This window comes from Streptococcus sp. V940, assembly GCF_054353495.1.
In genome coordinates this window covers 142,646-169,487 of record NZ_JBTHHZ010000001.1, presented here as the reverse complement: position 1 = coordinate 169,487, position 26,842 = coordinate 142,646, and the positions used below count along the sequence as shown (strand labels likewise).

Sequence of the window (26,842 nt, the reverse complement as noted above, 5' to 3'; positions counted from 1 at the left end):
TTACTCTGCTTCGATGATTTCTGCTTCTTTTCGAATCGTTTCTACATCTCTTTGATACTGAGCTTCACTATAATTGACTAGTTTGGATAATTCTCTTTGCAAACTTTTACCCATAGGTTTCATGGTCGTATAGGTTAAACCACCTGAAACGACACCTCCTAGGATTGGGATAAATTTGCCCATTCCTTTAGCAAGGCCTCCCTTTGTCAGATTCACCCCAAAAATTTTCAAAACTTTTTCTAAAATAGGATACCATAAAGTCTTAGCCAAAGCCTTCTGGGGAACTGTCTTCATGACATGTTTAGCAACTGATACTCCCCCAGCTCGAAGGAGGGCTCCTGCACTATTGACTCCAAGCATGACCCCAAGATAGAGCAAGAGCGTATTTTTGGCTTCTTCACTCAATTCATTTCGTGAAGCCCAAAGATCATCATAGCCATAAATATATCCCAATTCTTGAGCCAATTTTAACGAAAAAGCATAAAACTGAGCAACATCAGTTGGAATGGTGATTGCAAGGGCTAGACCACCAGGAATACCTGCAAGAACAGAAGTTCCACTCGCCAATAGAACATTATCCTTAATACAAGAATCAGCAACTTTATCTAAAATATCCTGGGGTAACAAGGCTGTTGGTCCCTCTTCTAGTAATCTAGGAATATCTTTTGGGTCTAATTGTTTGGAAAATTTATCTACTAAAAATTTTGAACGATCAACTTTAACAACAGGGAGTTTCACGACTTGTTGCAATACTTGCATAGCTAAATCTTGTTTAGACATCTAGTTTCTTCTCTTTTTCTTTCATTTTGAACTATATCATATCACATTTGCTCCATAAAAGAAATTTTCAGAACTTATTTTTTCTTTCTGATTAGCCTTTAAGTCTAGAATACCCTCCTTCTTCTAAACAAAAAAGAGGGTTGCCCCTCTTTCTTATTTCTTATCCAGATTGCGTAACATTTCGTCAATCTTGTTTCCATACTCGATGGATTCGTCTTTGACGAAGGTCAAGTCTGGAATTTTATACAATTTCAAATTGTGACCAAGCTCACGTTTGATAGTTCCGGTTGCTTTTTCAAGACCAATTTGGGCCTTTTGATTATCTGAAGCAAGATTACTCAAAATGGTGTAGTAAACCTTAGCTACAGACAAGTCACCTAGCATCTGAACATCTGTGATGGTCACACCTTGGACACGGGGATCACGGACTTTCTTTTGTAAAATCTCATTGACTTCACGCTTGATTTCCATGCCTACACGATCCGTACGGAAATGATTTCCCATGCTATTCCTTCCTCTCTATTGAATCAAAAGCTAGGCCAGCAGACCTAGCTATTTCTAGAAGATAGAGGAACTAGAGCCATTTGAATCTAGGAAACAAGCCTTAGATAGAACTAAGGGTTCATCAAGGCACTGTTGACAACGAGTCAAATGAGCTATCGTTTCTCTATTATCGTTTAATTTCTTCCATGATATAAGCCTCAATCACATCATCCATCTTGATATCATTGTAACCATCAATCATGAGACCACCTTCACGGCCGTTTGTAACTTCTTTGACGTCATCTTTATAGTGTTTCAAACTTGCAAGTTCACCATCGTAAATAACGACACCGTCACGAATAACACGGACTTTAGAGTCACGGGTAACTTTACCGCTAGTAACCATAAATCCACCGATTGTTCCGACTTTAGACACTTTGAAGGTTTCACGGATAATCGCTTCACCGATAACTTTTTCTTCAAATTCTGGATCAAGCATACCTTTCATGGCTTCTTCCATCTCTTCGATAACCTTGTAGATAATGCTGTGGAGACGGATTTCTACATCGTCTGCTTCTGCTTGTTGGCGGGCTTGTGGTGTAGGACGTACGTTGAAACCAACGATAAAGGCATTTGAAGCTTCGGCAAGAGTCACGTCAGATTCGTTGATAGCACCAACTGCTGAGTGGACGATGGTAACTTTTACACCTTCCACATCAATCTTTTGTAGTGAGGCAGAAAGGGCTTCAACCGAACCTTGTACGTCGGCTTTGATGATGACGTTAACAGACTTGAGTTCACCAGCTTTAAGAGTATCAAAGAGATTTTCAAGACTTACACGCTGTGTAGCTTGACGTTGTTTCATAAGAGCACGTTTGGCACGTTCTTCACCGGCTGCACGCGCAGACTTCTCATCTTCATAAACGGCAAAGTGATCACCTGCCATCGGTGCTTCGTTCAAACCTGTAATAGATACTGGTGTTGATGGTCCAGCAACCTTCACACGACGTCCAAGGTCATTGGTCATGGCACGAACACGTCCAAAAGTATTACCTACAACGATTGGGTCTTGAACATTCAAGGTACCTTGTTGGACAAGAAGGGTCGCAACCGCACCTTTTCCTTTATCCAAACGAGCTTCGATAACGGTACCAATGGCACGGACTGTTGGGTCTGCTTTGAGTTCTTGGATTTCAGCTACAAGAAGGACCGTTTCCAAGAGTTCATCGATGTTTTGGTTGAATTTGGCTGAGATTTCTACAAACTCAGAATCTCCACCCCAGGCAGTTGACATAACTCCGTGTTCAGCCAATTCACCGATTACACGTTCTGGGTTGGCACCTGGTTTATCAATCTTATTAATAGCAACGATAATTGGAACATTCGCTGCTTTTGAGTGGTTGATAGCTTCGATCGTTTGAGGCATAACACCATCATCTGCCGCTACGACCAAGATCGTAATATCGGTAACAGAGGCACCACGTGCACGCATAGAAGTAAAGGCCGCGTGTCCAGGTGTATCAAGGAAGGTAATCTTCTTGCCATTTTCCTCAATCTGGTAGGCACCGATGTGCTGAGTAATACCACCTGCTTCTCCTGTAGCGACACGAGAATTACGTAGGGTATCCAAAAGGGTTGTTTTACCATGGTCAACGTGTCCCATGATGGTTACAACTGGTGGACGTTCAACCAACTTGTCTTCATTCAGATATCCATCTTCTACGAAGAAACGTTCGATATCCGCATTGTCCACTTCAACCTTTTGTTTAGCTTCGATTCCGTAATCAACCATGAGAAGTTCGATTGTTTCTCCATCCAAAGATTGGTTTTGAGTGGCCATAACGCCCATCATAAATAGTTTCTTAACAATCTCAGCTGGTTCACGTTTGATACGTTTTGCGATTTCCGCAACGGTCATCCCATCTGTATATTCAAATTCTGTTGGCAATTCATGGAATTTGCGTTCTGTAATCGGTTTTGGAGTCTGATTACGGTTATTTTGTTTATTGCCTTTTTTATTTTTCTTATTGTTATTCCAGTTACTATTTCTTTGATTTCTCACTTGATTCTGACTACTTCGATTCTTTTGTTGTTTTCTAGGACCATCTTCCTCGTGATCGTAATCATCACGATCTTTGTCTGGTCGAGCTTGCTTTTTACGACGTGTATCCACTACAGCCTCTTTGGCTACAGGAGCTACTTCCACTACAGGCTGACTTTGTTCAGCTAGTTTAGCAGCTTCCTCAAAGATTTCCTCTGGCTCTTTACGTTTGTTAGCTTGAGCCATGGCTTCTTTGGCAACTTGAGACTGTTTGTAGCGTTCCTCGCTTGAGCGTGCGTACTCCGCATTTTGCTCTGCTTTCAGAGCTGCTGCACGAGCTTTGAAGTCAATACGAGGACCAGCTTGGTTGGAACGATTATCAGCTTGTTGGCGATAATCATTGCCACGATTCCCTTGACCTTGTGGTTTCTTCCCTTGGTCGTTAAAACGACGATTGTCACGGTTTCCTTGACCAGGTTTCCCACCATTACGGTTATCGTTCTTTTGACGGTTACCGTTTTGTTGTTGATCGCGGTTGTTGCCCTTGTTTTGTTTGCGTCGTTCTGCTTGCTCTTTGGCACGTGCCTCACGTTCTGCTTTAAAGTTTCGACTCTGTGGTCTTGCTGCTACAACTTTTTCTTCCTTTGGAGTTGCTGGTGTAGCTGGTTTACTTTCCACCTTTGCTTCACTTGCTTTTGGTGCTGTAGGCTTTGCTTCAGCTTTAGGAGTAGCAGGTTTAAAGCTAGCAACGATTTTTTCAGCAGCCGCTGCTTCTACGCTTGATGCATGGCTTTTTACTTCCAAGCCCAACTCTTTTGCACGCGCTACAACTTCCTTACTTTCTTTTCCAAGTTCTTTTGCGATTTCGTACAATCTTTTCTTAGACAAATCATGTCCTCCTCTTCTATTCCATAAGAGACCTCATTTTCTTTGTAAATCCAGCATCTGTCACAGCTAAAACCTTTCTTGATTTTCCGACTGCTATGCTTAATTCCAGTGTTGAAAACACGGTAATAACTTCTACTTGATAATAGTCACTTTTATCATGAATCTTCTTGGTCAGGTTGGGAGCCGCATCGTGGGCTAGAAATACCAGCTTTACTTTCTGGTCTTGGATGGCCTTGACCACCATTTCTTCACCCGAGATAATTTTCCCTGCTCGTTGAGCCAATCCCAAGAGATTACTTATTTTTTGCTTATTCAAGTCCTAACTCTCTTCTTTTTACTTTGTGATCAACATATGCGATCAACTCGTCATAAAAGCTTTCTTCAACTTCCATGTTAAAGCTACGGTTAAAGACTTTTTTCTTTTTGGCCTCTAGGGCTTCTGCATTGTCTAGCTTGATATAAGCGCCACGGCCATTAGCCTTGCCTGTCGGGTCGATGAAGACCTCACCTTCTTTGTTCTTGACAATACGGAGTAAATCTCGCTTATCAATCACTTCGTTAGAAACAACAGACTTGCGCAAAGGGATTTTTCTTGTTTTCATCTTTCCCTCCTCTAGCAGATCTTATTCTTCAGTCAATTCGTCTGTTTCAGCGTAATCCACTTGACCTGCTTCTTCCATAGCTTCAAATTCACTTGCAGACTTGATGTCGATACGGTAACCAGTCAAATGTGCTGCCAAGCGAACATTTTGTCCACGACGACCAATCGCAAGAGAAAGCTTGTTATCTGGAACAACTACCAAGGCACGTTTGCTGTCATTTTCATCAAAGATAACTTGATCAACTTCAGCAGGAGCAATGGCGTTATAGATAAACTCAGCTGGATCTGCTACCCACTCGATAACATCGATGTTTTCTTCTACAGGTACCATGCGGTCGCTCTTAGCATCGTAGCGAGCCGGATGGAACTTGCTAGTGATTTTCTTGATGTTGGCTCCACCACGTCCAACAATTGTCCCGATAGCATCCACGTTTGGATTGTGGCTACGAACCGCAACTTTAGTACGGTCACCTGCTTCACGAGCGACGCTCATGATTTCAACAGTTCCATCATATACTTCTGGAATCTCTTGTTCCATCAAACGTTTGATCATTTCTGGATGGCTACGGCTAACAAAGACATTTACTCCACGAGGATTGTCTTCAACTTTGTAGACATAGACTTCAATACGGTCATGAGAAGCAAAAACTTCTCCAGGAATTTGGTCTTGTTTTGATAATTGGGCTTCGATGCTACCAAGGTTAACATAAATGAAGCGGTTGTCAAAACGCTCTACTGTACCTGACATGATTTCTTGTTCATGTTCTTTGTAAGTATTGTAGGTAATAGCACGTGTTTGCTTGCGCATCTTTTCCATGATTGTTTGTTTGGCAGATTGGGCTGCTACACGACCAAACTCTCCTGGCGCTTCTTCAAACTTGATTTTATCACCAAGTTCATAGGCTGAATTAATGGCAAGAGCATCTTTCAAGCTGATTTCCAAACGGCTATCAAACACTTCATCAACAACTTCACGGACAGTATAGACAGTAAAGTCACCTGTCTTTTCGTTGAAATCGATAGCTACACTGTCTGATTGACCATAGCGTCTGCGATAAGCAGAACGAAGTGATTCTACTACTGCATCAATGATATCTTCCTTCTTGATTCCCTTGTCTTCTTCCAAAATGCGGAAGGCCTCTAGCATTTCTTTACTCATGTTTTTTTCACTTTTGAATTTTCAAAAGCTATCCTTTCTTTCTATAATTTTACTGCTAAACGTGCTTTTGATACCAAATTGTATGGAATTTGAACTGTTTTTTTACGAGTTTTGTTCATATATTCCATGGTCAACTCATCCTCTTCAAAGGATAATAAGGTTCCTTCAAAAATCTTTTGCTTGTCGATAGCTTGGTAAAGCCCGACATGGATATATTTCCCGACCGCTCCAGCGACTGCTTCCTTGGTTTTCAAAGGACGCTCCAATCCTGGACTGGTAATTTCTAGGAAATATTGTTCTGGGAAGGGATCCGGCTTGATAGTATCTAGGACAGGACTGATAATTTCAGTCAAGTCTGCCGTATCATTCAAGGTGATTCCTTCAGGCTTGTCTACAAAAATACTAAGAATCATGTCACTGCCAATCTTTCCGTACTCGATATCTACGAGTTCAAAAGGAGCTTCAATAACAGGTTCTACGACTTCTCTGACTAATTCAACGATCGTTGCGATTGCGTCCACCTCCTCATAAGCAAGAGGCGAAGATATCTCCCCGCCTCTCTTTCTTATATTCTTGCTATAAGTATACCACAAATCATTCCAGCCTGCAAGGATTTGACCTTTTCACAACCAATAGAAGGCTTTCCTTCAAAGGTTTCTGCATGATTTTATAAATGACGTTTCCTTTTACTGAGACGTATCGAATAATCCCAAGTCATATTTCCATGCTAAAATACGTCTTACAGACTCATCAATACGCTCTTCTGTCAAGTCTCCAGAAGAAATTTTCTTTAATAGATAAGGAATCTGAGTTTGGTAGGAAGAACCTAGGATTAGATCATTTCCAGCTAATATTACCTGGAGAGCAGCTTCATCCTGATTGACAATATCGGCTAATCCTGCCATATCTAAATCATCCGTCATTATGACCCCTTTAAAATTCAGCTCCTTGCGAAGAATTTCGTTGATTTTTGGCGAGATAGATGACGGCACTGTATCAATTTTAGTCAGGATGTTGTGAGAAACTAAAATACTATCCGAACCTGCATCTATGCCAGCTTGAAAGGGTAGAAAATCTGCTTGTCTTAAATCATCCAAAGAGCGGTTATCTCGGATAATGTCGGTATGACTGTCTCCATTATCACCATATCCTGGGAAATGCTTCAAGGTTGAACCGACCTTATTCTTTTGAAGTTCTTCTACAACTTGCTTAACATAACTCGCAGTTGTTTGAGCATCTTGTCCGATGGTCCGATCGTAAATAAAGGCTGATGAATCACCTGCAAGATCCGCAACTGGAAAGAGTCCAGCATTGATACCAACAGATTTCAGCAGCTCTGCCTTTTTCCTAGTATCAGAAAGAACAGCCTCCATCCCTCCTTGATGATAAAGGGTCATAGGAGATTGGAAAGGAGTATCCAAAATCGAACTAATACGAGTTACTGTTCCTCCTTCTTCATCGGAACCAATTAACAAAGGTGTCTTTGAAGCAGCTTGGTAGCGACTTGTCAAAACTTTCATATCCTCTAAGGTTTGTCCTTCAAAATCTCGTCCAAATAAGATATAACCAGACAAATGATAGGATTTGAGATCTTCTATTTGATGATCGGCAGGAACTCTGGCCCAGAATAATTGCCCGACTTTCTCCTCCAAAGTCATCTTAGCTAATCTATCTTCAACAACCTTTTCCTTATCTGTTTCACTCGTTTGAGTAGTTTTCTCAGTTTTTTCTACTTGCACATCTGCTTGTCGATGGTGTTGATGATCCAAAAAAATCAAACCACCTATCACAAGGAGAAAGAAAAAATAGACTACAACAGGTTTTATGCTTCTTCTCATAACCCCTTCATTATACCACTTATCAGGGCACAAGTACACACTTATCAAAATCCCAAATCTATTAAAAAACTCAAGGATTTAGTCCTATCGAAGACAGAACTAAATCCTTGAGTTACATGTTTACATTCCATTTGAGTGAACGACAGTCTTTCACTAACAAGTCTTCACATTAAAACTGAGCTTCAACTCTATAAATGACTTGACCCTTGCTTGAAAACTTTTGCTCATACTCCGTCATGACATTTCCTTCAAAGTCGCTGGCATGTAAGTCTAACCAAACACCATTGAGTTTCATGCCATATTGTGAAAAGCTCACTAAGCTATATTCAAACAAGCCACGATTATCTGTCTTGAAATGAATTTCACCGTGTTCAGGTAAGATTCGTTTGAAAGTGTCCAAGAAGCTCTTATAAGTCAAACGACGCTTCTCATGGCGTTTTTTAGGCCATGGATCCGAGAAATTCAAATACAAGCGGTCAATTTCACCATCTTCAAAATAATTGGTCAATTCTGAACCATCAACCCATAGAAGTTTGATGTTGGGAACTCCAACTTCTAAGACCTTGTCTAATGCATAGCTTAATACAGACTTCTGAATATCAATCCCGATATAGTTGATGCCAGGGTTTTGTTTGGCCATTCCTGTTACGAAAGCACCTTTGCCACTACCAACCTCTACATGGATTGGATTGTCATTGCCAAACAAATCTCGCCACTTTCCTTTAGCTTCTGCGGGGTTTAAGACAACATACTGCGGATTAGCCTCTAACAGTTCTGTTGCCCCTTTACGATTTCTAACTCTCATTTTTTCTTTCCATACTTTTCTCGGAAGCTACGCAAAGCATAGATTTCCCGATTTACATTATCCAAATCTTGATTTTCATAGTATTTGGTAATGAGGCTCAAAAATGACAGTTGAGCATACCAATATAACTTATTCAAGACAGTTTGATTATACTTATAGCCATAATTAGCTAGCCATTCTTGCCACTGATACTCTGGAATATAGTGACAGAGCAGATAGGCCACATCAAACATACGATCAGTCAAGCGAACAGAATCCCAATCTACTAAATAAATCAAGCCACTCTCTGTCTCAAACCAGTTGCTATGACGAACATCCCCATGGACTATGGTTGCATAGTCTTCCCTAAAGCCAGGAAGATTCTCACGCAAATCACCTAAAACCATACGTAGATACTGGTTATTTTTTAAAGCATCCGGAGCCATGTTTACCCATGACTGAAGTAAATCCGAAGGTGTTTCCATTGCATATCCCAATCGTGTCAACTGGGTCATTAAGGGACGTGAACAGTGTAAACGTGTCAAAATATCGATAATTTGTTTACGGTTCATATCACTTGGCGTCAAAATTTTTCCTGTCAACCATTCCTGAGCAGACATATCACGGCCGTCTGGTAAACGACGACTCCAGAGCAATTGTGGTGCAATTTGCTCTCTAGCTAAACCAGGCAGGATTGGAGAAGTATTCATTTTTATAAAAACACGTTTTCCATCTGGATAACTTCCCATATAAGCTTTTCCGCTCTTCCCAGATATCGGGGTTAGCGTTAGCTCAATATCACCCAAGTCCATTTCTTTCCTCCGAATAAAGTTTCCTTATTATTCTACTAATTTTTATGCTATTCGTCAACCAATCTTCTCAGTTGATACGGCAAATAAAGAAATTGCAAGACAAGACTTGCTCCCACAAGTACTAGAACAAGAATTTTGTCCTTAAAAACAAGCAATCCTATGAGACTTTCCAAGATTAATACAAAGACCCCAATCGCTCTCAAAATTTCCTTCAAGCCTTTCTCTTTTTGCCCCTTACCTACTGGGAATAATTGCGTCAAATATTGATAGTCAAAGGCATGATAGAGGGCTAGAAGTTGGAATAACAAAAGATAATTGAATAAAATTACAATTGCGACTGCAATCCAAGATTGCTCAATGAAGATGAGAGCGGTCAAAGATAGGATTATGAGTCGCAGACTAAGGACGAATAAATCTCCATTTCTCAGATAGGAGCGGAGATAAAGATTCTGCCAGATTTTTCCTGGTACTTTCTGAACTCCCTTGAGGATAAAGTCCAGATAAGCTCGGTGTTTAACACTATTTGAAATCCCCTTGACTTGTGTAAAAAGGGCAAAGAATCGAAGCAAGAACTGCTTCCGTTTACTTTCTTGTGCAATGACATAATCCCAGTCAAGTTCATTTCCAAGGAAAAAGTTGCTAGACTTTTGGCGAAAAATCACATATTTTACTATCCCCAAGACAAGGAGATAGACTCCAAAAATCGGCAAACCAAGGCCCATGGCTAAGAATAAAGGCGCAAACAGGAGCAAAAAGAGAGTCTGTACACTGACCCAAAAGATGAAAGAAATCAGACTTTGCTTCTGGATGTGTCCTCTCACTTCTTCTTCAGCAACTAAAAGAAATAGTTTGTCAGGCGCTTCTAGATAGGTCGCAATACCACCCCAAAGCAAAAGTAAAATAGATATCATCCCAATCAAAATCAGAATTGGGAAATGATTCTCAGGAAAGTGTTGGAGCAACTGGTTGTACTGGTAGGCCAAAAATCCTAACAACACCAACAAAAATAAGACAAAATGATCATTGAGCACATAACGGAGATAGGCCAAGCATTCCTTGCGAAATTCCTGCTTTCGTTTTAAAAACAAGTCCTTCATAGCTCCTCCTCTTTGGTCAGAGTCAAATAGATATCATTGAGGCTTGCTTCTGGCATATCAAAGGCTTCTCGGAGTTGTTGGAGATTTCCTTTGGCTCTTACTTGACCTTTGTGAAGAATGACAAAAGAGTCACACATCTTTTCAGCAGAATCAAGAACGTGGGTACTCATAAGGATAGACTTTCCTTTTTTCTTTTCCGCTTCTAGAAGTTGAATCAAATCTGAAATCGCCAAAGGATCAAGACCAAGGAAAGGTTCGTCTACAATAAAGAGACTAGGATCCACGACAAAGGCACAGATAATCATAACCTTTTGCTTCATCCCTTTGGAAAAATGAACTGGAAACCAATCCAATTTTTGATCCAAACGGAACATTTTTAAAAGCGGTTCTACACGTTCAAAAGCGATAGTTTGTTCAATACCGTAGGCCATAGCAACTGTCTCAATATGTTCTCTGAGCGTCAATTCTTCATACAAGCTAGGAGTTTCAGGGATATAACCAATTTTCTTGCGATAGCTCGAAGCATCCTCTCCTAGAGTCAATCCGTCAATCTTAATCTCCCCACTATATGGCGTCAAAAGACCAATAATCTCATTGATAGTCGTAGATTTCCCCGCACCATTCAAACCTATCAAACCGACCAACTGTCCACTCTCAACGCTAAAGGACACATCTTTCAAGACAGGGACATGAACATAGCCTCCTGTCAGGTTTTTAATTTCTAACATATTTTCTCCGAATCTGGTATAATGTAGCTATATTATATCAAAATTCAATACACTAGAGGTGGTTTTTATGTCAGATTGTATTTTTTGTAAGATTTTAGCAGGAGAAATCCCTGCAGCCAAGGTTTATGAAGATGAACAAGTCCTTGCCTTTCTTGATATTTCTCAAGTAACACCTGGTCATACCTTGGTCGTACCCAAAGAACACCATCGTAATCTTTTAGAAATGGATGCTGCGAGCGCTAGCCAACTCTTTGCAGAGATTCCGGTTATTGCTCAAAAGGTCATGAAGGCTACCCAAGCTGAAGGCATGAATATCATCGCCAACTGCGAAGAGGTAGCTGGACAAACCGTTTTCCATACCCATGTCCACCTCGTTCCTCGTTATGGTGCCGAGGATGACCTAAAAATTGACTTTGTTGCCCATGAACCTGACTTTGACAAACTTGCCCAAGTCGCTGAAACGATCAAAAACGCTTAAGGAGTTCCTATGAAACTATCAAATTTACTACTTTTTGCTGGATCAGCAGTCGGATCTTACCTCCTCGTTAAAAATCGTGAAGTTATCACCGAAGAAGTTTTAGATACAACTGATCGCGTTGAAGCAATCAAAGGTGATTTAGATGTTATCCAAAATAGCTTACAAATTATCAATCAACAAAAAGAAGTCATCAAAGAGTATCAAGAAGACCTCACTTACAAATTTAAAGTCCTAGAGAAAGACCTCCAAGCAAGACTTGCTGTGATAAAAGAACTACGAGAAACTGAAGAAAACTAAAAAAGAAAGCATCCAACTTTCCTTATATCCCCTTAAATCCATCTTGGATTACTAGCTCCTAACAGAAAAGGGAGGGACTAAAACATGAAACAGTTTTTAAAAGTCATCTTGATTATTTCCGGTTGCTTCTGTCTTTTTGTAACCCTAGCATTTCTACTTGTGGCCAATCTTTTCAAGGCCTCATCAAGTGATATTCGAGAAGGAAATGAAACCTTAAAACAAATCTTTATCTCCCTTAACCTGTCTCCTGAGAAAGTTGAATCAAATGGACACTATCAATACGAGGGGGGAGGATTGGATTTTTATGTGACTTTCTCAGATGAGGTCATCAATAGCCACCCTGTCCTTAAAGAAAGTCCAAACCTCACTAAAAACCGACTCAAAGTCTATGTCCTACAGGCAGGAGATATTTCTTACTATAAAGTAGGGGATAACTTGTTCAATCATGGTTTAATACAATTTTTAGAGGAGGAAGGCGAGAAGTATTTTCGAGAAAACGGAAAGAAATCACATTCTTCTTACACAATTCTAACTTTGAAGGATCCGGAAAGCATGAAAAAGGGGATCGCATTCTATGAAAAAGCGTTGACCTTGGTGGATATCCAGGATAATTCGGCGATTAAGCACATTGATACCGTAACTGTGAAACCCGGCAAAGAAGCGGAACTCAAGCAACTCATCCAGGAAATGGATAAAGCCGGCTTGCTCATTCAAAAATATCAATAACAGATCAGTCAGAGAATCTTTTCTCCGATACTGACTACAAACAAAAAAAGAGCCTTATGGCTCTTTTTTGTTTTATTCACCCTCAAAGGCATCTTTTATATGGTCAAAGAAGCCTTTTTTCTTTGGATTGACTTTCAAATCACCTGCAGCTGCGAATTCTTTCAAGGCTGCTTTTTGTCGTTCGTTCAAGCCTGTTGGAGTCACGACATTAACAGTGACGTATTGGTCACCAACAGCACCACCACGAAGACTTGGAGCTCCCTTACCACGTAGACGGAATCGTTTACCGGTTTGAGTTCCCTCTGGAATCACCAATTCAACATCACCGTGAACGGTTGGGATATCGACAGTATCACCAAGAGTTGCTTGGACGATATTGAGGTTTAACTTGTAGAAAATAGTTGTTCCTTCACGTTCAAATTTATCGCTTGCTTCTACAGAAACTACTACATACAAGTCCCCATAAGGACCACCGTTAAAGCCTGCCTCCCCTTGACCAGCTAGACGAATTTGTTGACCAGTTTCGACACCTGCTGGAATTTTCACATGGACACTGTGGGCTTGTTTTTCATGACCTGTTCCATGACATGTTGTACATGGATCTTTGATTTCTTTTCCGCGACCATGACAGACATCACAGGTTACTTGGCGACGCATCATACCAAGCGGTGTTTGAGTATCGACGTTGATAACACCAGAACCGTGACAGCGTCCACAAGTAACTGGACTTGTTCCAGGCTTAGCACCTGATCCGTTACAAGTACGACAGCTTGATTCACGATTGTATTTGACTTCTTTTTCAGTACCAAAGATGGCTTCTTCAAAAGTCAAATTGACGCGATACTGGAGGTCATCACCTTGACGAGGAGCGTTTGGATTGCGAGAAGAACCGCCTCCACCGAAAAAACTTGAGAAGATATCTTCAAATCCACCAAAACCGCCTGCACCATCGAAGCCACCGAAACCGCCTGCACCACCAAAGCCACCGTTGGCTCCAGCCGCACCGTATTGGTCATAGGCAGCCCGTTTCTGTTCATCGCTCAAAGTCTCATAGGCTTCTTGAACTTCCTTGTACTTTTCCTCAGCACCAGGCTCTTTATTGATATCTGGGTGATATTTTTTAGATAATTTCCGATAGGCTTTCTTGATCTCATCTTGAGATGCATTCTTTGAAACGCCCAAACAGTCATAAAATTCAGTATTGTTCATTTAAGATACCAAGACCGTAAAATTCGACTGAAAAATAGGAAATCTGATGCAGGAGCGATGCTCCTAGACAGATTTATCTTTTTTCCGAGAATTTAGGTCGGGTTCAGTTCCTTTCTTTCATATTGAGTAAGAAACTTCAGAGCTCGAGTTCAATTCCCCGAACACTCTTTGTTCCTTTCTATTGATGTTGTAAATCAAACCACGATTTAGGTCGGGTTCAATTCCTTTCTTTTATATTCCCAAATAAATGAGATTCAGTCCCCTTTTACCGAAAAACAGAGGCTGGGTTGCAACCTCTGGATTTCTTCTTATCATTACGATGTTCAAAAACAAAGTTGATTATACTTTATTTTTGAACTAGTAAGGCTGAATTGAGTTTCGGCTAAATCGAGCACGCCCTAACCTCTTGGTGAAAAAGAGACGTAGCTGTTTTCGCTTTAGCGAATTACAGATATGGCTACCTTTAGGTGTAAATCTTTCTAGAAACTAAAGTTTCTGCGTCAGATTTCCTATTTTCACTGTGAGGTTTTAACGGGCTTTGCATCTTACTTTTCAGTAAACTCTCCGTCTACGACGTCATCGCCTGCGTTTCCTGTTGCTTGTGCACCTTCTGCTCCTGCTTGAGCTTGTTGCGCTGCTGCGGCTTGTTCGTAGAGTTTAACCGCAAGTCCTTGAGCTTTTTCGTTCAATGCTTCAAGTTTTGCTTTCATTTCATCCAAGTTGTTGTCTTCTTGAGCTTTCTTAAGATCATCAAGGGCAGCTTGTGCAGCATCACGTTCTGCATCGAATCCTTTGCCTTCAGTTTCTTTGATTGTCTTTTCAGTCGCAAAGATAGCTTGGTCTACTTCGTTACGAAGGTCAACTTCTTCTTTACGTTTCTTATCTGCTTCAGCGTTAGCTTCTGCATCTTTCATCATACGGTCGATTTCTTCATCTGTCAAACCTGAGTTTGATTGGATAACAATTGTTTGTTCTTTTTGAGTTCCAAGATCTTTAGCCTTAACAGATACGATACCGTTCTTGTCGATGTCAAAGGTTACTTCGATTTGTGGGATACCACGAGGTGCAGCTGGGATGTCAGTCAATTGGAAGCGTCCAAGAGTCTTGTTATCTGCTGCCATTGGGCGTTCACCTTGAAGAACGTGGATATCAACGGCTGGTTGGTTGTCTGCTGCAGTTGAGAAGACTTGTGATTTAGAAGTTGGAATTGTAGTGTTGCGGTCGATGAGTTTTGTGAAGACACCACCCATTGTTTCGATACCAAGTGACAATGGTGTTACGTCAAGAAGGACAACGTCTTTCACATCACCAGTGATGACACCACCTTGGATAGCAGCACCCATAGCAACTACTTCGTCAGGATTCACTGATTTGTTTGGTTCTTTACCAGTTTCAGCTTTAACAGCTTCAACAACGGCAGGGATACGAGTTGAACCACCGACAAGGATGACTTCGTCAATATCTGACAAGCTCAAACCTGCATCTGAAAGAGCTTGACGAACTGGAACTTTTGTACGTTCTACAAGGTCACGAGTCAAATCGTCGAATTTAGCACGAGTCAAAGTCATTTCCAAGTGAAGAGGTCCAGCCTCACCAGCAGTAATAAATGGCAAGCTGATTTGAGTTGAAGTCACTCCAGAAAGGTCTTTCTTCGCTTTTTCAGCTGCGTCTTTCAAACGTTGAAGAGCCATCTTGTCAGCTGACAAGTCGATGCCGTTTTCTTTCTTGAATTCTGCTACTAAGTAGTCGATGATTTTTTGGTCAAAGTCGTCACCACCGAGTTTGTTGTCCCCTGCAGTTGCCAATACATCAAAGACACCATCACCCAATTCAAGGATAGATACGTCGAATGTACCACCACCAAGGTCGAATACTAAGATTTTTTCTTCTTTGTCAGTCTTATCCAAACCGTAAGCAAGAGCTGCTGCAGTTGGTTCGTTGACGATACGTTCTACTTCAAGGCCAGCGATTTTCCCAGCGTCTTTAGTTGCTTGACGTTGAGCATCGTTAAAGTAAGCTGGAACTGTGATAACAGCCTTGGTTACTTTTTCACCAAGGTATTCTTCAGCGTAACCTTTCAAGTATTGAAGGATCATTGCTGAGATTTCTTGTGGTGTGTATTCTTTCCCATTTGCAGAAACTTTTTCAGAAGTTCCCATCTTAGATTTGATAGAGATGACTGTATCTGGGTTTGTGACTGCTTGACGTTTTGCAGCGTCACCAACGATGATTTCACCGTTTTTGAAAGAAACTACAGATGGAGTTGTGCGGTTTCCTTCTGGGTTTGCGATGATTTTGCTTTCAGTTCCTTCAAGAACTGCAACTGCTGAGTTTGTTGTACCTAAGTCAATACCGATAATTTTAGACATGTGTTTTTCTCCTTAAATTTTATATTCTATTTTTGATTTTTCTTTTTGATACTCTTCTTAGGTGGCGGCGCCGTCAGAGCTTAACTTCGTTAATCTCTTTGACTAAACTTTGAGCCTAAGGTCTCAAAATTTGCGCAAATAACGCCACGGCGAAGAGTACCGCCTTTGGTTCGCTTCGCTCACTATTGGTAAAGCTGAATAATTTTTTATCTTTCTTCATAGTTTAGTGTCGTTTCGGACAAGGTTTTTAAGTTCTCTAGCCTAGTTATATACAACCACCATGGCTGGGCGTAGGATGCGGTCATGGAGTTTGTAGCCTTTTTGGAAGACTTGTGCGATGGTGTCTGCCGGATGCTCATCATCTGCTGGAACTGTTTGAATAGCCATATGGTAGTTATGGTCAAATTCTCCGTCCGCTGGAATTTCTTCAATTCCTTCTTCTTTCAGAGCGTGAATCAAGCTTTCTTGGACCATTTCTAGTCCTTTTTTGACATCATCTGTCAAACCTTCAACAGCAAGAGCTCGTTCAAGGTTATCAAGCGATGGCAAGATTGCTTTTGCTAAATCTTGGCTACGATAACGTTGCAAGAGTTGGCGCTCTTCATTGGCGCGACGCTGAATGTTTTGCATTTCTGCGTGGGCACGAAGATATTTGTTTTCAAACTCCTCGGCACGTTCATTAGCCAAGTCCAATTCCGACTTCTCAGGAGTTGTTTCTTCTACTGGTTCAACAACTTCCTCTTCTTTTACTTCTTCATTTTTTATATCTTGGGCCATTTTCGCCTCCTTTAATGATTTCAATCTTAATTCACTTCATAGTGATTACTGCTAAGATAGCGGTAAAAATCCGTCAACTTCATGGTTAGAACTCGATTGACAACATTAAGTTGATTAACCAATTGTTGATAATCCAGATTGACCGGACCTATAATCGCAATAATTCCAAAGCCACGATAGGGAATCAGGAACTTACTGCTAATCACCGCTAAGTCAGCAAGACAAGATTCTTGGCTATCCGCAACTCGGACACTTTGCATCTGGTCGCCAATCAGATTCTCTCGAATTTCCAAAGCTACCTTTTGTGGCTGATCAAAAAATTGATAGGCCGCTAAATTAGCGAAATTCAAAAGATTGACCTTGCCAGAAACCACGATATTTTCATTGAACATTTCTTTGAAGATATGCTCAATAAGATCCATAACGTTATCCGTTGTTGTGAAGTAACGTTGGATAATCTGCGGAATCTCTGTCCGAATCTTGTAGTGAATATCCAAAACAGTCTGATCCAGGAAACGTTCTTGAATCATGGTCTTGAGGCGATTTAAATCCTCCTGCAAGAAATTTCTCGGAATCAAAAACTGACTGGTAACTGTTCTAGACTCATCAAGCGTAAAAACAGCAAGAGCTGTATGTTGCCCGAGGACAACAATATCAAAAGCTGTTAGCTTCTGCCTACTTGGTTCTACATCCAGCGCTACAACCGTACAACCACTCAAGTCTGACAAAATTTTCGTTGCCTCTTGAAGAATATCCTCAAGCTTGAAGAATTCTTGATCAAAGGCTTTTACAATCTCATAAACTTGATTTTCAGCTAAACGGTCAAAGGATAGGGAGTGTTTGACATAGTATTGAAATCCAGCCACACTCGGCATCCGACCACTGGAAGTATGAGCCTTTTCAAGCAAACCTTGCTTTTCTAGAGCTGCCATATCATTTCGAATGGTAGCACTACTTGAGTTGATAGACTCTTGCAAGGCTTTGGATCCAACAGGTTCGTGCGTTTTGGTAAAGATGTCAATAATCAGATTTAAAATATTCTGCTGACGTTCCGTAACCATCTCGTCACTCCTCTCTGATAGATCTTTTTAGCACTCGTAACCCCCAAGTGCTAACTTATGATTCTATTATACACCCTTAGAAAAGAATGTCAAGACAAAAACTCAAAAAATTAGCACTCTTTTACCAAGAGTGCTAAAAATCAGTCTGAGGACCTAGAAAATCATCTTACATTCTCAAGATATTTCTTTTTAAGTCTATAAAAACTATAAATTAGATAAGAAATCATGAGGGCATAAAGGGCAAAAATAAGGAAGAAAGATTGAGAGAGACTTTCGCGAAACAAGCTCATACAAATAACTAGACCGCCAGAGATAGAAACTATGGATGTACGAAGTCTAGATTTCACATCGGCCCATTGAAGACGATTGTCCATGAAAGATTGATCATTTGAATCTACATCACAAGTTGCTTTTCTAAAAACAGTATAAGAACAATTTTCCACAAATTCCCATCCTCTATCCTTAATACTTTGTAAATCTACCTCATTTTTTCTAAGGTAGCTGGTATTCCACACACGGTAAATTACATCATCTGGTCGGCATTGTTCAAAATAGAAAAAGCCAAAACGATTCGATTTAAATTTCCAACCTTTCAAATGCATCTCATGCAAATAATCTTCTACCTTATCCAAATCAAAAATGGTAAACATTCGAAATTGTACTTTGCTTTTCATTGTCTAACCTCCAAAATGGTTTTATTTATCAGATAATTCTTTCCACTTTTGAAACAATCTCCAAAAAATATAAGAAATCTGAATCGTGAAAACTATCAATAAAGTACAGTCTATGATAACAATCAAAAACATTCCCCAACCGAAATAACCTCTTCCACTGACAAACTTTGAGAAAACCGGTAGTAGCGCTAAAAAGAGGAGCAAAATAGGAAGCATCCGCATTGTTAAAATCTTCTTGACCATTGCTAACTTCCCGGTCGCGTCATTATAAATTTCAAACTCGGCATCCGACTCAACTCCAGAACAAAGCTTTCTAAAGTAGGAAAAACCATTAAAGTCTGTAATATGCTCCCAGCCACAATCTTTAAATAGTTGTAAATAGGAAGCTCTCTCTGACTTTTTCATAGGATAAAAGTCCAACTGATAAACCACCTGCTCCGGTTGGCACTTTTCAAAAGTATACTTAACCGCAACTACTAAGTTAGAATAGCTTACTTCCTTAAGTTTCCAGCCCTGAGCATGCATTTCTCCGAGATAGAGAGCTTCTCTATCATAATCCGCAATGGTAGCAATTCTATAAACAACTTTCTTTTCCATCAAAGCTCCTCCCGACTGTTTCTATAGAGCCGCTCAATACGTTTCAACTCAATCTCTAAAACTTTTCGGCCCAAGTCTGTTATCTGATAGATTTTACGTTTTTCCTCTTCTCGGACAAAGGAAACCAAACCATCCTTTTCCATCTTTGATAGGGTTCCATACATGGTCCCAGGACTAATCGAAACTTGCGAATCTGTCATCTCTTTAACCTTTTGCGTAATACCATAGCCATGATTTTCCTTCTGCAGACAGAATAGAATATAAAAACCCGTTTCAGTCATAGGAAGATAAACCCGCCTAATCTTATCTGTTAATTCCATTTAATCAGACCTCCTATTTAGTTCGATATATCGCACCTCGTTATATAAAATATATCACACCTCGATATAAATTGCAAGAAAAAAAGATCGTCCTCACGGACAATCTTTCTGATTTATCATTAGTATAGATCTAGGTAGTTATCAATTTCCCATTGTGAAACGAAGGTTGCATAGCTTGCCCATTCGATTCGTTTAGCTTCAAGGAAGCTAGTGTAGATGTGTTCACCTAGAGCTGCTTTAACCACTTCGTCTTCTGTCATAGCCTTCAAAGCGTTGTGAAGAGTTGATGGAAGGTCTGTGATTCCAGCCTCTTTACGCTCTTCTGAAGTCATGATATAGATGTTTTCTTCGATTGGCGCTGGTGCTTCGATTTTGTTTTCAATACCGTGCAAACCAACTTCCAAAAGAACAGCCATTGCGATATATGGATTTGCCATTGGGTCTACTGAGCGCAATTCCAAACGTGTTCCCATTCCACGAGTAGCAGGAACGCGCACCAACGGTGAACGGTTACGACCAGCCCAAGCGATGTAAACCGGCGCTTCGTAGCCTGGAACCAAACGTTTGTATGAATTTACTGTTGGGTTCATAATAGCTGTGTAATTGTAAGCGTGCTTAATCAAACCACCAAGGAAATGATAGGCTGTTTCTGACAATTGCATTCCTTTTGGATCATTTGGATCAAAGAAGGCGTTGTTCCCTTCAGCATCAAACAAGGACATATTGCAGTGCATCCCTGAACCAGCGATACCAAATTTAGGTTTAGCCATAAAGGTTGCATACAAACCATGTTTACGCGCAATTGTTTTTACAACAAGTTTAAAGATTTGAATCTTGTCACAAGCACGAAGAACTTCATCATACTTAAAGTCAATCTCATGTTGACCTACAGCAACTTCGTGGTGGCTAGCCTCTACTTCAAATCCCATTTTAGTCAAGACGTTAACGATCTCACGGCGAGTGTTATCGGCAAGGTCTGTAGGCGCCAAATCAAAGTAACCACCCTTGTCATTCACCTCAAGAGTTGGGTCTCCATTTTCATCAAGCTTGAATAGGAAGAATTCTGGTTCCGGACCAAGGTTGAATGATTTGAATCCAACTTTCTCCATGTGATGAAGAGCTCGTTTAAGATTGCTTCGAGGATCACCAGCAAATGGCTCTCCTTCTGTTGTATAGACATCACAGATCAATCCTGCGACACTACCGTTCTCATCTCCCCAAGGGAAGACAGTCCATGTGTCCAGGTCAGGGTATAGGTACATATCTGATTCATTGATACGAACAAACCCTTCAATAGAAGATCCATCAAACATAGCCTTGTTTTCCAAGACCTTGTCTAGTTGTTCATCTGTAGCAGGAATTTCGACGTTTTTCATGGTTCCCAAAATATCTGAGAACATAAGGCGGATAAAGGTTACATTTTTTTCCTTAACTTCACGACGAATATCTGCAGCTGTGATTGGCATGGTTTTTCTCCTTATATAGACGACTAGCGGTGCCTAACCGCGACCAAAAGGTGATTGTTGAGAAGCAAAGCGACTTTGTTGAAGAACTTCATTTCGAAGAGCTCGGCGAACCTCAGTTTGACTGACTGGTTTCTTAGCTTTCGCCTCACGTTCGGCATATTTTTTCTTGATGGCAGCAATATTATACCCTTCAGAGATATAGTCCTTAATCTCAAGCAATCGATCCATGTCATTCAAAGAATACATCCGGCGATTACCTTCGTTTCGATCAGGTTTTATCAACTCCTGATCTTCATAATAACGAATTTGACGCGCCGAAAGATCGGTCAGCTTCATAACACTACCAATGGGGAAAACTGCCATATTGCGACGAAATTCTTTTTCCTTCATGTGCACTTCCTCTTCTTTCTGTCTATTATAGTCTAAAAAAAATCAATCGTCAATTGTTAATGTCATATCTTGTGACATTATTTTATTTTTTCTGTATGAGACTCCGCAAGCGATCAATATCATAATTGACTAGAATTGCTACAAAAACTCCCATAAAAGTCTCAAAAACTCGAGCAAACACGTACAAAACAGTCTCTCCGCTCGGAATTGATAGGGTAATAATCAGCATAGCTGCAACTCCCCCAATAACTCCTGACTTATTGTTCATAGCAACATTTGTCATGATGGTTAACATGGTACATATCGGAACCACAAGGAGAGTTACCCAAAAGGCTCCATGAAAAAAGTTGTTCAAGAGAAAGAAAATCAGCGCGTAAAAACCACCGATACTATTCCCTAAAATACGTGATGTCCCAAAGTGGACGCTCTTATCAAAGTCTTCTCTCAAGCTAAAAACGGCTGTCAAAGCTCCAATCTGAAGTCCCTTCCATCCAAAAAAACCAAAAATCATGAGGACCAAAAAAACAGCGATTCCTGTTTTAAAGGTGCGCATCCCTAACTTAAACTTGCTTTTATCAAATCTATACTTTTTAAAATAACTCATCATTTCATCTTTCTTTTTTTCCATTTTATCATAATTTTACTCTTTTGAGAAAAGGATTCCTCAATTGAAGAAAATAGGAACAAAAAAGAGAAGGGTATAAATCCTTCTCTTTTATAGTCTAATATTCTATTTTAGAATAAATACATGAAAGCCAAGGTTACGAGACTAGCAAGCAAGCCCACTCCCCAGAAGAAGAAATCGACCTTCCACTCACTCCAGGCTTGACCTTTACCTGAAAATCCACCCAACTCAAAATGGTGATGAACTGGTGTCATCCGGAAGATACGTTTTCCTCCAGTCAACTTAAAATAGGCAACTTGCATCATGACAGATGTTGTTTCAAAAACATACACTATACCAATCAGGAGTAGCGTCCATTCTTGGTGCAGCGCCATAGAAATAGCGGCCAACATTCCTCCAAGAGCAAGACTTCCGACATCTCCCATGAATACCTTAGCAGGCTTATGGTTAAAGACAAAGAAACCAAGAAGACCACCAATCATGGCAAGAATCACTAGGAGAATATCCAATTGGTTTTGTACATAAGCAATGACTCCATAGGCAGACAGGCTAATCACTACTGAGATACTTGCCAAGCCATCAATTCCGTCAGTCAAGTTAACAGCATTTGAAAAACCAACTAACCAGAAGAGAGCAAAGAAAATGTAAAGAACGCCTAGGTGCAATGGATACCCAAATACATTTAAGACATCCCCTCCTCTTTCATAAAAGAGATAGAAGATAACTCCTCCTACTAATTGAAGCAGGAGCTTTTGTTTAGGATTGAGTCCTTCATTGATTTTACGGAAAACCTTGAGGAAATCATCTAAGAAGCCAACCAAACCATACAAAACGAGAATAAAGAGGATCATTCCAACATTGTTGGTCAATTGATTGGTTAAAAGTGCAAAGATAAAGCTGACTAAAACACCTACTATAAGGAAAACAATTCCACCCATTGTTGGTGTTCCAGCTTTTGCTTGATGCTGTTTCACATCCTCGTGCATCTGCTGACCAGTGATTTGTGCTTTACGGTAAAAACGGATAAAAGCTGGAATTCCTACCACTGTAAGAACAAAAGTAAGGATTCCAGGAAAGATAGAAACTAGCATTCTAATCTCCTAAAGTTATTTTTATTTTCTGTATATTTTTTAAAGCTGTATTGGTACGAACACTTTGTTTTTTTACAGTTTCTCCTGTACCTTCAAATTCAACTTCGATATCCAGCCATTTTGCAAAAGTTTCGACATTCTTCTTAGACCATCCGTACAAATCAGGCATTTCTTCTACCTTATCAGAAAGGAGTAAGATCTGCTCATTTGCGTCTAGATTGCTTCCTTCTGCCGCTGAACTTTCTTTGATTTTCGTTCCTGAACCGATAACGATTGGTTGAACAAGGTTACGTCGTAGTTCTTCTGCCAAATCTCCAGGGCTATAGTCTTTTGTCGAAGGCATAGCATAGTTAGTCGTAGTGGTAACCTGATCCAGACTTTTAGCAGTTGATTGAAGATTGAGAGATTCTTTCATCGCAGAAGCACGCTCCAAGATAGGGTTGGCGAACTCACCCAACTGAATCCCAGAATAATGCTGAGGTTGTTGAACTGTTACATAGAGGATGAAATCGGGATTTTCAGAAGGATGCATGGTTACTACAGAAAAGATATGATTGGTTTCCCCAACTAAGTATCCTCCATTTTGCTCATCAGCAATCTGAGCTGTTCCTGATTTCAGGGCAACATTTTGCCCCGGAACAGTTACAGTTGGCTTGCCTGTGCTGTGGTTATACATGGTTCCATAAACCGGATCCGTCCCTACCAAAATCATATTAGTCCGAGTTAGACTAGCTGCATCTTTAGAAACAGGATTTCCCACAATTTCTTTTTGAGATTTCCGAGCAGTTTGATCATTTGGATCATATAAAGCACTGATAAATTTAGGCTCTAGCATAACTCCATCATTAGCAATAGCTGTAAAAGCTCTGAGCATTTGCACATGAGTTACAGAAATACCCTGACCGAAGGAACTCATGGCAATATTGACAATATTGTCATCAGGCAATTGTCCACCATACTCATTACTCATCCCAAATCTTGTTGGAATTCCGAATTTGAAACGATTGAGGTAATCCAACCAAGTTGCATCTCCCATCTTTTGCTCCAACAAGGTCATTCCGACATTACTAGAGTGGGCAAAACCTTGCAAGTATGTCATTATTCCACCACTCGTTAACCCAGCATTTACATCCCAGTCCTTGATGGTAACATCAGCAATTTTTAATTCGCTACTGTTGAAATATTCTCCTCCAGGGAAGGTATTATTGTCAATAGCGGCCGCCAGAGTCATTACCTTCATGGTTGATCCTGGTTCATAGTTACTTTGATACAGAAAATCACGCCAAACAAAGTTCTCTGTAATCCCTTCTTTGGTATCAGCATCAAAGGTTGGTCTTTGAGTTGTAGCCAGAATTTCTCCTGTCTTGGCGCTGACCAAAGTCGCAGTCATATATTTCCCTTTTACTTTTTCTTGGAAGGCATCCATTTGACTTTCCATGAAAGATTGTAAAGGACTAGATAGGGTTGTATAGACGTCTTTCCCGTTTACGATCTGTTGAGTAACTTGCTCAGTCCCTGGAACAATATTCCCTAGACGGTCTTTTTCATAGGTGATAATTCCATCTGTTCCTGCTAATAAGCTATTCAAGGAACTCTCAACACCAGATGTCCCAACAAGACTTTTTGAGCCATCCTCGTTTTCATGCAGCTGAGCTAAGCCAATGAAAGGCGATGCGAATTTCCCATTTGGATAGCTTCGATTTGGGCTAGTTGTAAAATCGACTCCCGCAACCTTAGCTGTCTCCAAGTCTTTTTTGATAGACATCATATTGGCATAAGTAATACCATTTCCCTTGACACCGAAGGAAACCTGTTTCAGATTAGGTTGAGAAAGTTGTTCCTTGACGTAGGATTCATCCATATCTAGATACTTATGGAAGACTTCCGCAACTTTATTATACTGGGATTCCTCTACATAGAGAATTTTCCCATTTGCGGATTTGTATTCCTTATCGATAATCGCATAGACATTGTATGATGTTGCATCTTCTGCAATCGGTGTTCCATTACGGTCATAAATGGTCCCTCTTTTAGCAGGGACTGTTCGAGTTGTTTGATGGACCCTCTTCGCTTCTTTAACGAGGTCAACACCAAATTTTGAGCCTGTACCAATAATTACCGCAAAGTTAACCAAAAAAACAGCAAAGAGAAAGACGGCCAAGAGACTGAGGCTCTTCCCAACTCGTCTGCGGTTTTCAAGGGGAGATTTGCGATTCTTAATGGCAAAGTGTATAATTCTTTCTTTCCAGTTTTTCATTTACTACTCCGCCGATCGGATATTTTCATTATTCAATTGCAAGTCTTGTGAGTCTGCAATCCCGGTCAAACGTTCTGATCGGATCAATTCATTAACTTCTTGTTTCGCATCATCCAGCTCTGTCTTTTTCTCCTCAATCTGTGTATTGAGAGTCGTCAAATCCCTTTGGACCTGCAAAAGCTTAGTCTGCATATAAACAACACTAACTGCCAAGACAAGGGCTGTGATAGCAATTGAAAGGTAAAAAGCCTTTTCAACACGTGAAAATTTTTTTATACGAGCTTGTAGCAATTGGCTCGTTGTTCCTCTGTTTTCTGCCATTATTTCCTCTTACTTGTGAATTTTTCTTGCCACTCGAAGCTTGGCTGAGTGGGAACGATTATTGGCTTCCAATTCTTCCTTGCTTGGTAAAATCGGTTTACGAGATACCAATTCCATTTTGGGCTTGAGATCGTCTGGGATGAAAGGCAAGCCTTTAGGAACTTCAACTGTGGAAGCTTCCTTAAATAACTGTTTGGTCAAGCGGTCCTCCAGCGAATGGAAGGTAATCACTGATATTCTGCCATCTAGAGCCAGCATATCCATAGCTTGCTGGATTGATTCATCTGCAGCACCCAGTTCATCATTGACCTCTATACGGATAGCTTGGAAAATTTGTTTGGCTGGGTGGCCTTTTTTCTTGAGCTCCTTTGCCGGTTTGGCAGATTTAATAATCTCTGCCAATTCCGTCGTGGTCTCAATCGGTTTCTGTTCACGCGCCTGTTCAATTTTTCGAGCAATCTGTTTGGAAAATTTGTCCTCTCCATATTTGAAAAAGATTCTTACCAAATCATGGTAGTCGTAGTGATTAACGACTTCATAAGCGGTCAAACTAGCTTCCTGATTCATGCGCATATCCAGCGGTGCATCCTTCTTATAGGAAAAACCACGTTCACGTTGATCCAACTGCGGGCTTGACACACCTAAATCATAACAAATTCCATCAATTTCAGTCACACCCAAGTCATGTAAGCGGTCCTTCAAATGACGGAAATTATCCTTGATGAAGGTGACCATTCCCTTTTCGATATAGGGAGCCAAACGTTTTTGCGCATTATCAATGGCATTCTGGTCTTGGTCAAAGGCATAGAGATGCCCTTTCTCGCTTAATTTACTTAACAAATACTCGCTGTGGCCTGCCCCACCCAATGTTGCATCAACGTAAATACCATCAGGCTTCACATCTAGCATATCAATGGTCTCATGGAGCATGACTGTTACATGATGAAATTCTTTTGTCATATCTTATCTATTT

The 26,842-nt window shown here is 40.5% G+C and carries 29 protein-coding genes; 3 read left to right on the top strand and 26 right to left on the bottom strand.

Features of this window, described 5'->3' with window-relative positions; genetic code table 11:
• From ACXYSM_RS00995 to ACXYSM_RS00940, 12 genes are all read right to left on the bottom strand, one after another.
• Positions 1-780: a hypothetical protein gene (locus ACXYSM_RS00995; RefSeq protein WP_458634025.1), complete on the bottom strand. Its 780-nt coding sequence runs from the start codon at positions 778-780 to the stop codon at positions 1-3.
• 153 nt (positions 781-933) lie between these two features.
• Positions 934-1,284: a 30S ribosome-binding factor RbfA gene (rbfA, locus tag ACXYSM_RS00990; RefSeq protein ID WP_004251823.1), complete on the bottom strand. Its 351-nt coding sequence runs from the start codon at positions 1,282-1,284 to the stop codon at positions 934-936.
• A 166-nt stretch (positions 1,285-1,450) separates the two neighbouring features.
• A complete protein-coding gene (gene infB, locus ACXYSM_RS00985; RefSeq protein ID WP_458634024.1) occupies positions 1,451-4,192 on the bottom strand; it encodes a translation initiation factor IF-2 in 2,742 nt (913 codons plus the stop codon).
• A gap of 16 nt (positions 4,193-4,208) precedes the next feature.
• Entirely contained in the window at positions 4,209-4,508 is a 300-nt protein-coding gene (locus ACXYSM_RS00980; protein WP_447263580.1) for a YlxQ-related RNA-binding protein, read from the bottom strand.
• The gene (gene rnpM, locus ACXYSM_RS00975; protein ID WP_006144965.1) at positions 4,501-4,794 is read right to left on the bottom strand and encodes an RNase P modulator RnpM; all 294 of its coding nucleotides are present in this window, start codon (positions 4,792-4,794) and stop codon (positions 4,501-4,503) included. Before rnpM ends, ACXYSM_RS00980 begins: the two co-directional genes overlap by 8 nt.
• A gap of 21 nt (positions 4,795-4,815) precedes the next feature.
• Positions 4,816-5,952 carry a transcription termination factor NusA gene (nusA, locus tag ACXYSM_RS00970; RefSeq protein WP_006147911.1) on the bottom strand — a complete coding sequence of 379 codons (1,137 nt, stop codon included), beginning with the start codon at positions 5,950-5,952 and terminating at the stop codon, positions 4,816-4,818.
• A gap of 41 nt (positions 5,953-5,993) precedes the next feature.
• On the bottom strand, positions 5,994-6,473 hold the full coding sequence (gene rimP / locus ACXYSM_RS00965) for a ribosome maturation factor RimP (protein WP_458634023.1): 480 nt from the start codon (positions 6,471-6,473) through the stop codon (positions 5,994-5,996).
• Positions 6,474-6,638: 165 nt separating this feature from the next.
• A complete protein-coding gene (locus ACXYSM_RS00960) occupies positions 6,639-7,790 on the bottom strand; it encodes a glycoside hydrolase family 3 protein (protein ID WP_458634022.1) in 1,152 nt (383 codons plus the stop codon).
• 169 nt (positions 7,791-7,959) lie between these two features.
• Entirely contained in the window at positions 7,960-8,595 is a 636-nt protein-coding gene (gene trmB, locus ACXYSM_RS00955) for a tRNA (guanosine(46)-N7)-methyltransferase TrmB (protein ID WP_458634021.1), read from the bottom strand.
• On the bottom strand, positions 8,592-9,386 hold the full coding sequence (gene ccrZ, locus ACXYSM_RS00950; protein WP_458634020.1) for a cell cycle regulator CcrZ: 795 nt from the start codon (positions 9,384-9,386) through the stop codon (positions 8,592-8,594). Before ccrZ ends, trmB begins: the two co-directional genes overlap by 4 nt.
• A 47-nt stretch (positions 9,387-9,433) precedes the next feature.
• A complete protein-coding gene (locus tag ACXYSM_RS00945; RefSeq protein WP_458634019.1) occupies positions 9,434-10,483 on the bottom strand; it encodes an ABC transporter permease in 1,050 nt (349 codons plus the stop codon).
• The gene (locus ACXYSM_RS00940) at positions 10,480-11,211 is read right to left on the bottom strand and encodes an ABC transporter ATP-binding protein (RefSeq protein WP_458634018.1); all 732 of its coding nucleotides are present in this window, start codon (positions 11,209-11,211) and stop codon (positions 10,480-10,482) included. The genes ACXYSM_RS00945 and ACXYSM_RS00940 overlap by 4 nt, the downstream gene beginning before the upstream one ends.
• A gap of 67 nt (positions 11,212-11,278) precedes the next feature.
• On the opposite strand from ACXYSM_RS00940, the gene ACXYSM_RS00935 reads away from it, so the two are divergent.
• The 3 genes from ACXYSM_RS00935 (at position 11,279) to ACXYSM_RS00925 (ending at position 12,712) form a co-directional block, all read left to right on the top strand.
• The gene (locus ACXYSM_RS00935) at positions 11,279-11,689 is read left to right on the top strand and encodes an HIT family protein (protein ID WP_458634017.1); all 411 of its coding nucleotides are present in this window, start codon (positions 11,279-11,281) and stop codon (positions 11,687-11,689) included.
• A gap of 9 nt (positions 11,690-11,698) precedes the next feature.
• The gene (locus tag ACXYSM_RS00930; RefSeq protein WP_004251799.1) at positions 11,699-11,986 is read left to right on the top strand and encodes a hypothetical protein; all 288 of its coding nucleotides are present in this window, start codon (positions 11,699-11,701) and stop codon (positions 11,984-11,986) included.
• Between the two features lie 84 nt (positions 11,987-12,070).
• Positions 12,071-12,712, top strand: coding sequence for a hypothetical protein (locus tag ACXYSM_RS00925; RefSeq protein WP_458634016.1), 642 nt, complete (start codon positions 12,071-12,073; stop codon positions 12,710-12,712).
• A gap of 72 nt (positions 12,713-12,784) precedes the next feature.
• Here ACXYSM_RS00925 and dnaJ read toward each other — a convergent pair whose 3' ends face one another.
• From dnaJ to rsmH, 14 genes are all read right to left on the bottom strand, one after another.
• Positions 12,785-13,921: a molecular chaperone DnaJ gene (dnaJ, locus tag ACXYSM_RS00920; protein ID WP_458634015.1), complete on the bottom strand. Its 1,137-nt coding sequence runs from the start codon at positions 13,919-13,921 to the stop codon at positions 12,785-12,787.
• A 545-nt stretch (positions 13,922-14,466) separates the two neighbouring features.
• Positions 14,467-16,290 (bottom strand): molecular chaperone DnaK, encoded by a 1,824-nt coding sequence (gene dnaK / locus ACXYSM_RS00915; protein ID WP_458634014.1) that lies wholly within the window; start codon positions 16,288-16,290, stop codon positions 14,467-14,469.
• Between the two features lie 261 nt (positions 16,291-16,551).
• Positions 16,552-17,067 (bottom strand): nucleotide exchange factor GrpE, encoded by a 516-nt coding sequence (gene grpE, locus ACXYSM_RS00910; RefSeq protein ID WP_247912803.1) that lies wholly within the window; start codon positions 17,065-17,067, stop codon positions 16,552-16,554.
• A gap of 26 nt (positions 17,068-17,093) precedes the next feature.
• A complete protein-coding gene (hrcA, locus tag ACXYSM_RS00905) occupies positions 17,094-18,128 on the bottom strand; it encodes a heat-inducible transcriptional repressor HrcA (RefSeq protein ID WP_458634013.1) in 1,035 nt (344 codons plus the stop codon).
• A 161-nt stretch (positions 18,129-18,289) separates the two neighbouring features.
• Positions 18,290-18,802 (bottom strand): DUF2812 domain-containing protein, encoded by a 513-nt coding sequence (locus ACXYSM_RS00900; protein ID WP_458634012.1) that lies wholly within the window; start codon positions 18,800-18,802, stop codon positions 18,290-18,292.
• Positions 18,803-18,823: 21 nt separating this feature from the next.
• Positions 18,824-19,399 (bottom strand): DUF2812 domain-containing protein, encoded by a 576-nt coding sequence (locus tag ACXYSM_RS00895; RefSeq protein ID WP_458634011.1) that lies wholly within the window; start codon positions 19,397-19,399, stop codon positions 18,824-18,826.
• Positions 19,399-19,719 (bottom strand): PadR family transcriptional regulator, encoded by a 321-nt coding sequence (locus tag ACXYSM_RS00890; protein WP_000423982.1) that lies wholly within the window; start codon positions 19,717-19,719, stop codon positions 19,399-19,401. Before ACXYSM_RS00890 ends, ACXYSM_RS00895 begins: the two co-directional genes overlap by 1 nt.
• A 119-nt stretch (positions 19,720-19,838) precedes the next feature.
• The gene (gene glnA / locus ACXYSM_RS00885; RefSeq protein WP_458634010.1) at positions 19,839-21,185 is read right to left on the bottom strand and encodes a type I glutamate--ammonia ligase; all 1,347 of its coding nucleotides are present in this window, start codon (positions 21,183-21,185) and stop codon (positions 19,839-19,841) included.
• Positions 21,186-21,218: 33 nt separating this feature from the next.
• A complete protein-coding gene (gene glnR / locus ACXYSM_RS00880; protein WP_458634691.1) occupies positions 21,219-21,575 on the bottom strand; it encodes a transcriptional repressor GlnR in 357 nt (118 codons plus the stop codon).
• 82 nt (positions 21,576-21,657) lie between these two features.
• Positions 21,658-22,179, bottom strand: a complete 522-nt coding sequence (locus ACXYSM_RS00875; RefSeq protein WP_075568048.1) for an FUSC family protein — start codon at positions 22,177-22,179, stop codon at positions 21,658-21,660.
• A gap of 131 nt (positions 22,180-22,310) precedes the next feature.
• Positions 22,311-23,291 (bottom strand): phospho-N-acetylmuramoyl-pentapeptide-transferase, encoded by a 981-nt coding sequence (gene mraY / locus ACXYSM_RS00870; RefSeq protein ID WP_458634009.1) that lies wholly within the window; start codon positions 23,289-23,291, stop codon positions 22,311-22,313.
• A gap of 1 nt (position 23,292) precedes the next feature.
• Positions 23,293-25,548 (bottom strand): penicillin-binding protein PBP2X, encoded by a 2,256-nt coding sequence (gene pbp2x / locus ACXYSM_RS00865; RefSeq protein ID WP_458634008.1) that lies wholly within the window; start codon positions 25,546-25,548, stop codon positions 23,293-23,295.
• A gap of 3 nt (positions 25,549-25,551) precedes the next feature.
• Entirely contained in the window at positions 25,552-25,869 is a 318-nt protein-coding gene (gene ftsL / locus ACXYSM_RS00860; RefSeq protein WP_458634007.1) for a cell division protein FtsL, read from the bottom strand.
• Between the two features lie 9 nt (positions 25,870-25,878).
• On the bottom strand, positions 25,879-26,829 hold the full coding sequence (gene rsmH, locus ACXYSM_RS00855; RefSeq protein ID WP_036754792.1) for a 16S rRNA (cytosine(1402)-N(4))-methyltransferase RsmH: 951 nt from the start codon (positions 26,827-26,829) through the stop codon (positions 25,879-25,881).
• Positions 26,830-26,842: the final 13 nt, after the last annotated feature.

Bases quoted from the DNA above. Each gene is read 5' to 3' on its own strand.
- ACXYSM_RS00995 (WP_458634025.1), bottom strand. From the start codon at position 780: ATGTCTAAACAAGATTTAGCTATGCAAGTATTGCAACAAGTCGTGAAA.
- rbfA (WP_004251823.1), bottom strand. From the start codon at position 1,284: ATGGGAAATCATTTCCGTACGGATCGTGTAGGCATGGAAATCAAGCGT.
- rnpM (WP_006144965.1), bottom strand. From the start codon at position 4,794: ATGAAAACAAGAAAAATCCCTTTGCGCAAGTCTGTTGTTTCTAACGAA.
- nusA (WP_006147911.1), bottom strand. From the start codon at position 5,952: ATGAGTAAAGAAATGCTAGAGGCCTTCCGCATTTTGGAAGAAGACAAG.
- ACXYSM_RS00960 (WP_458634022.1), bottom strand. From the start codon at position 7,790: ATGAGAAGAAGCATAAAACCTGTTGTAGTCTATTTTTTCTTTCTCCTT.
- trmB (WP_458634021.1), bottom strand. From the start codon at position 8,595: ATGAGAGTTAGAAATCGTAAAGGGGCAACAGAACTGTTAGAGGCTAAT.
- ccrZ (WP_458634020.1), bottom strand. From the start codon at position 9,386: ATGGACTTGGGTGATATTGAGCTAACGCTAACCCCGATATCTGGGAAG.
- ACXYSM_RS00945 (WP_458634019.1), bottom strand. From the start codon at position 10,483: ATGAAGGACTTGTTTTTAAAACGAAAGCAGGAATTTCGCAAGGAATGC.
- ACXYSM_RS00940 (WP_458634018.1), bottom strand. From the start codon at position 11,211: ATGTTAGAAATTAAAAACCTGACAGGAGGCTATGTTCATGTCCCTGTC.
- ACXYSM_RS00935 (WP_458634017.1), top strand. From the start codon at position 11,279: ATGTCAGATTGTATTTTTTGTAAGATTTTAGCAGGAGAAATCCCTGCA.
- ACXYSM_RS00930 (WP_004251799.1), top strand. From the start codon at position 11,699: ATGAAACTATCAAATTTACTACTTTTTGCTGGATCAGCAGTCGGATCT.
- ACXYSM_RS00925 (WP_458634016.1), top strand. From the start codon at position 12,071: ATGAAACAGTTTTTAAAAGTCATCTTGATTATTTCCGGTTGCTTCTGT.
- dnaJ (WP_458634015.1), bottom strand. From the start codon at position 13,921: ATGAACAATACTGAATTTTATGACTGTTTGGGCGTTTCAAAGAATGCA.
- dnaK (WP_458634014.1), bottom strand. From the start codon at position 16,290: ATGTCTAAAATTATCGGTATTGACTTAGGTACAACAAACTCAGCAGTT.
- grpE (WP_247912803.1), bottom strand. From the start codon at position 17,067: ATGGCCCAAGATATAAAAAATGAAGAAGTAAAAGAAGAGGAAGTTGTT.
- hrcA (WP_458634013.1), bottom strand. From the start codon at position 18,128: ATGGTTACGGAACGTCAGCAGAATATTTTAAATCTGATTATTGACATC.
- ACXYSM_RS00900 (WP_458634012.1), bottom strand. From the start codon at position 18,802: ATGAAAAGCAAAGTACAATTTCGAATGTTTACCATTTTTGATTTGGAT.
- ACXYSM_RS00895 (WP_458634011.1), bottom strand. From the start codon at position 19,399: ATGGAAAAGAAAGTTGTTTATAGAATTGCTACCATTGCGGATTATGAT.
- ACXYSM_RS00890 (WP_000423982.1), bottom strand. From the start codon at position 19,719: ATGGAATTAACAGATAAGATTAGGCGGGTTTATCTTCCTATGACTGAA.
- glnA (WP_458634010.1), bottom strand. From the start codon at position 21,185: ATGCCAATCACAGCTGCAGATATTCGTCGTGAAGTTAAGGAAAAAAAT.
- glnR (WP_458634691.1), bottom strand. From the start codon at position 21,575: ATGAAGGAAAAAGAATTTCGTCGCAATATGGCAGTTTTCCCCATTGGT.
- ACXYSM_RS00875 (WP_075568048.1), bottom strand. From the start codon at position 22,179: ATGAGTTATTTTAAAAAGTATAGATTTGATAAAAGCAAGTTTAAGTTA.
- mraY (WP_458634009.1), bottom strand. From the start codon at position 23,291: ATGCTAGTTTCTATCTTTCCTGGAATCCTTACTTTTGTTCTTACAGTG.
- pbp2x (WP_458634008.1), bottom strand. From the start codon at position 25,548: ATGAAAAACTGGAAAGAAAGAATTATACACTTTGCCATTAAGAATCGC.
- ftsL (WP_458634007.1), bottom strand. From the start codon at position 25,869: ATGGCAGAAAACAGAGGAACAACGAGCCAATTGCTACAAGCTCGTATA.
- rsmH (WP_036754792.1), bottom strand. From the start codon at position 26,829: ATGACAAAAGAATTTCATCATGTAACAGTCATGCTCCATGAGACCATT.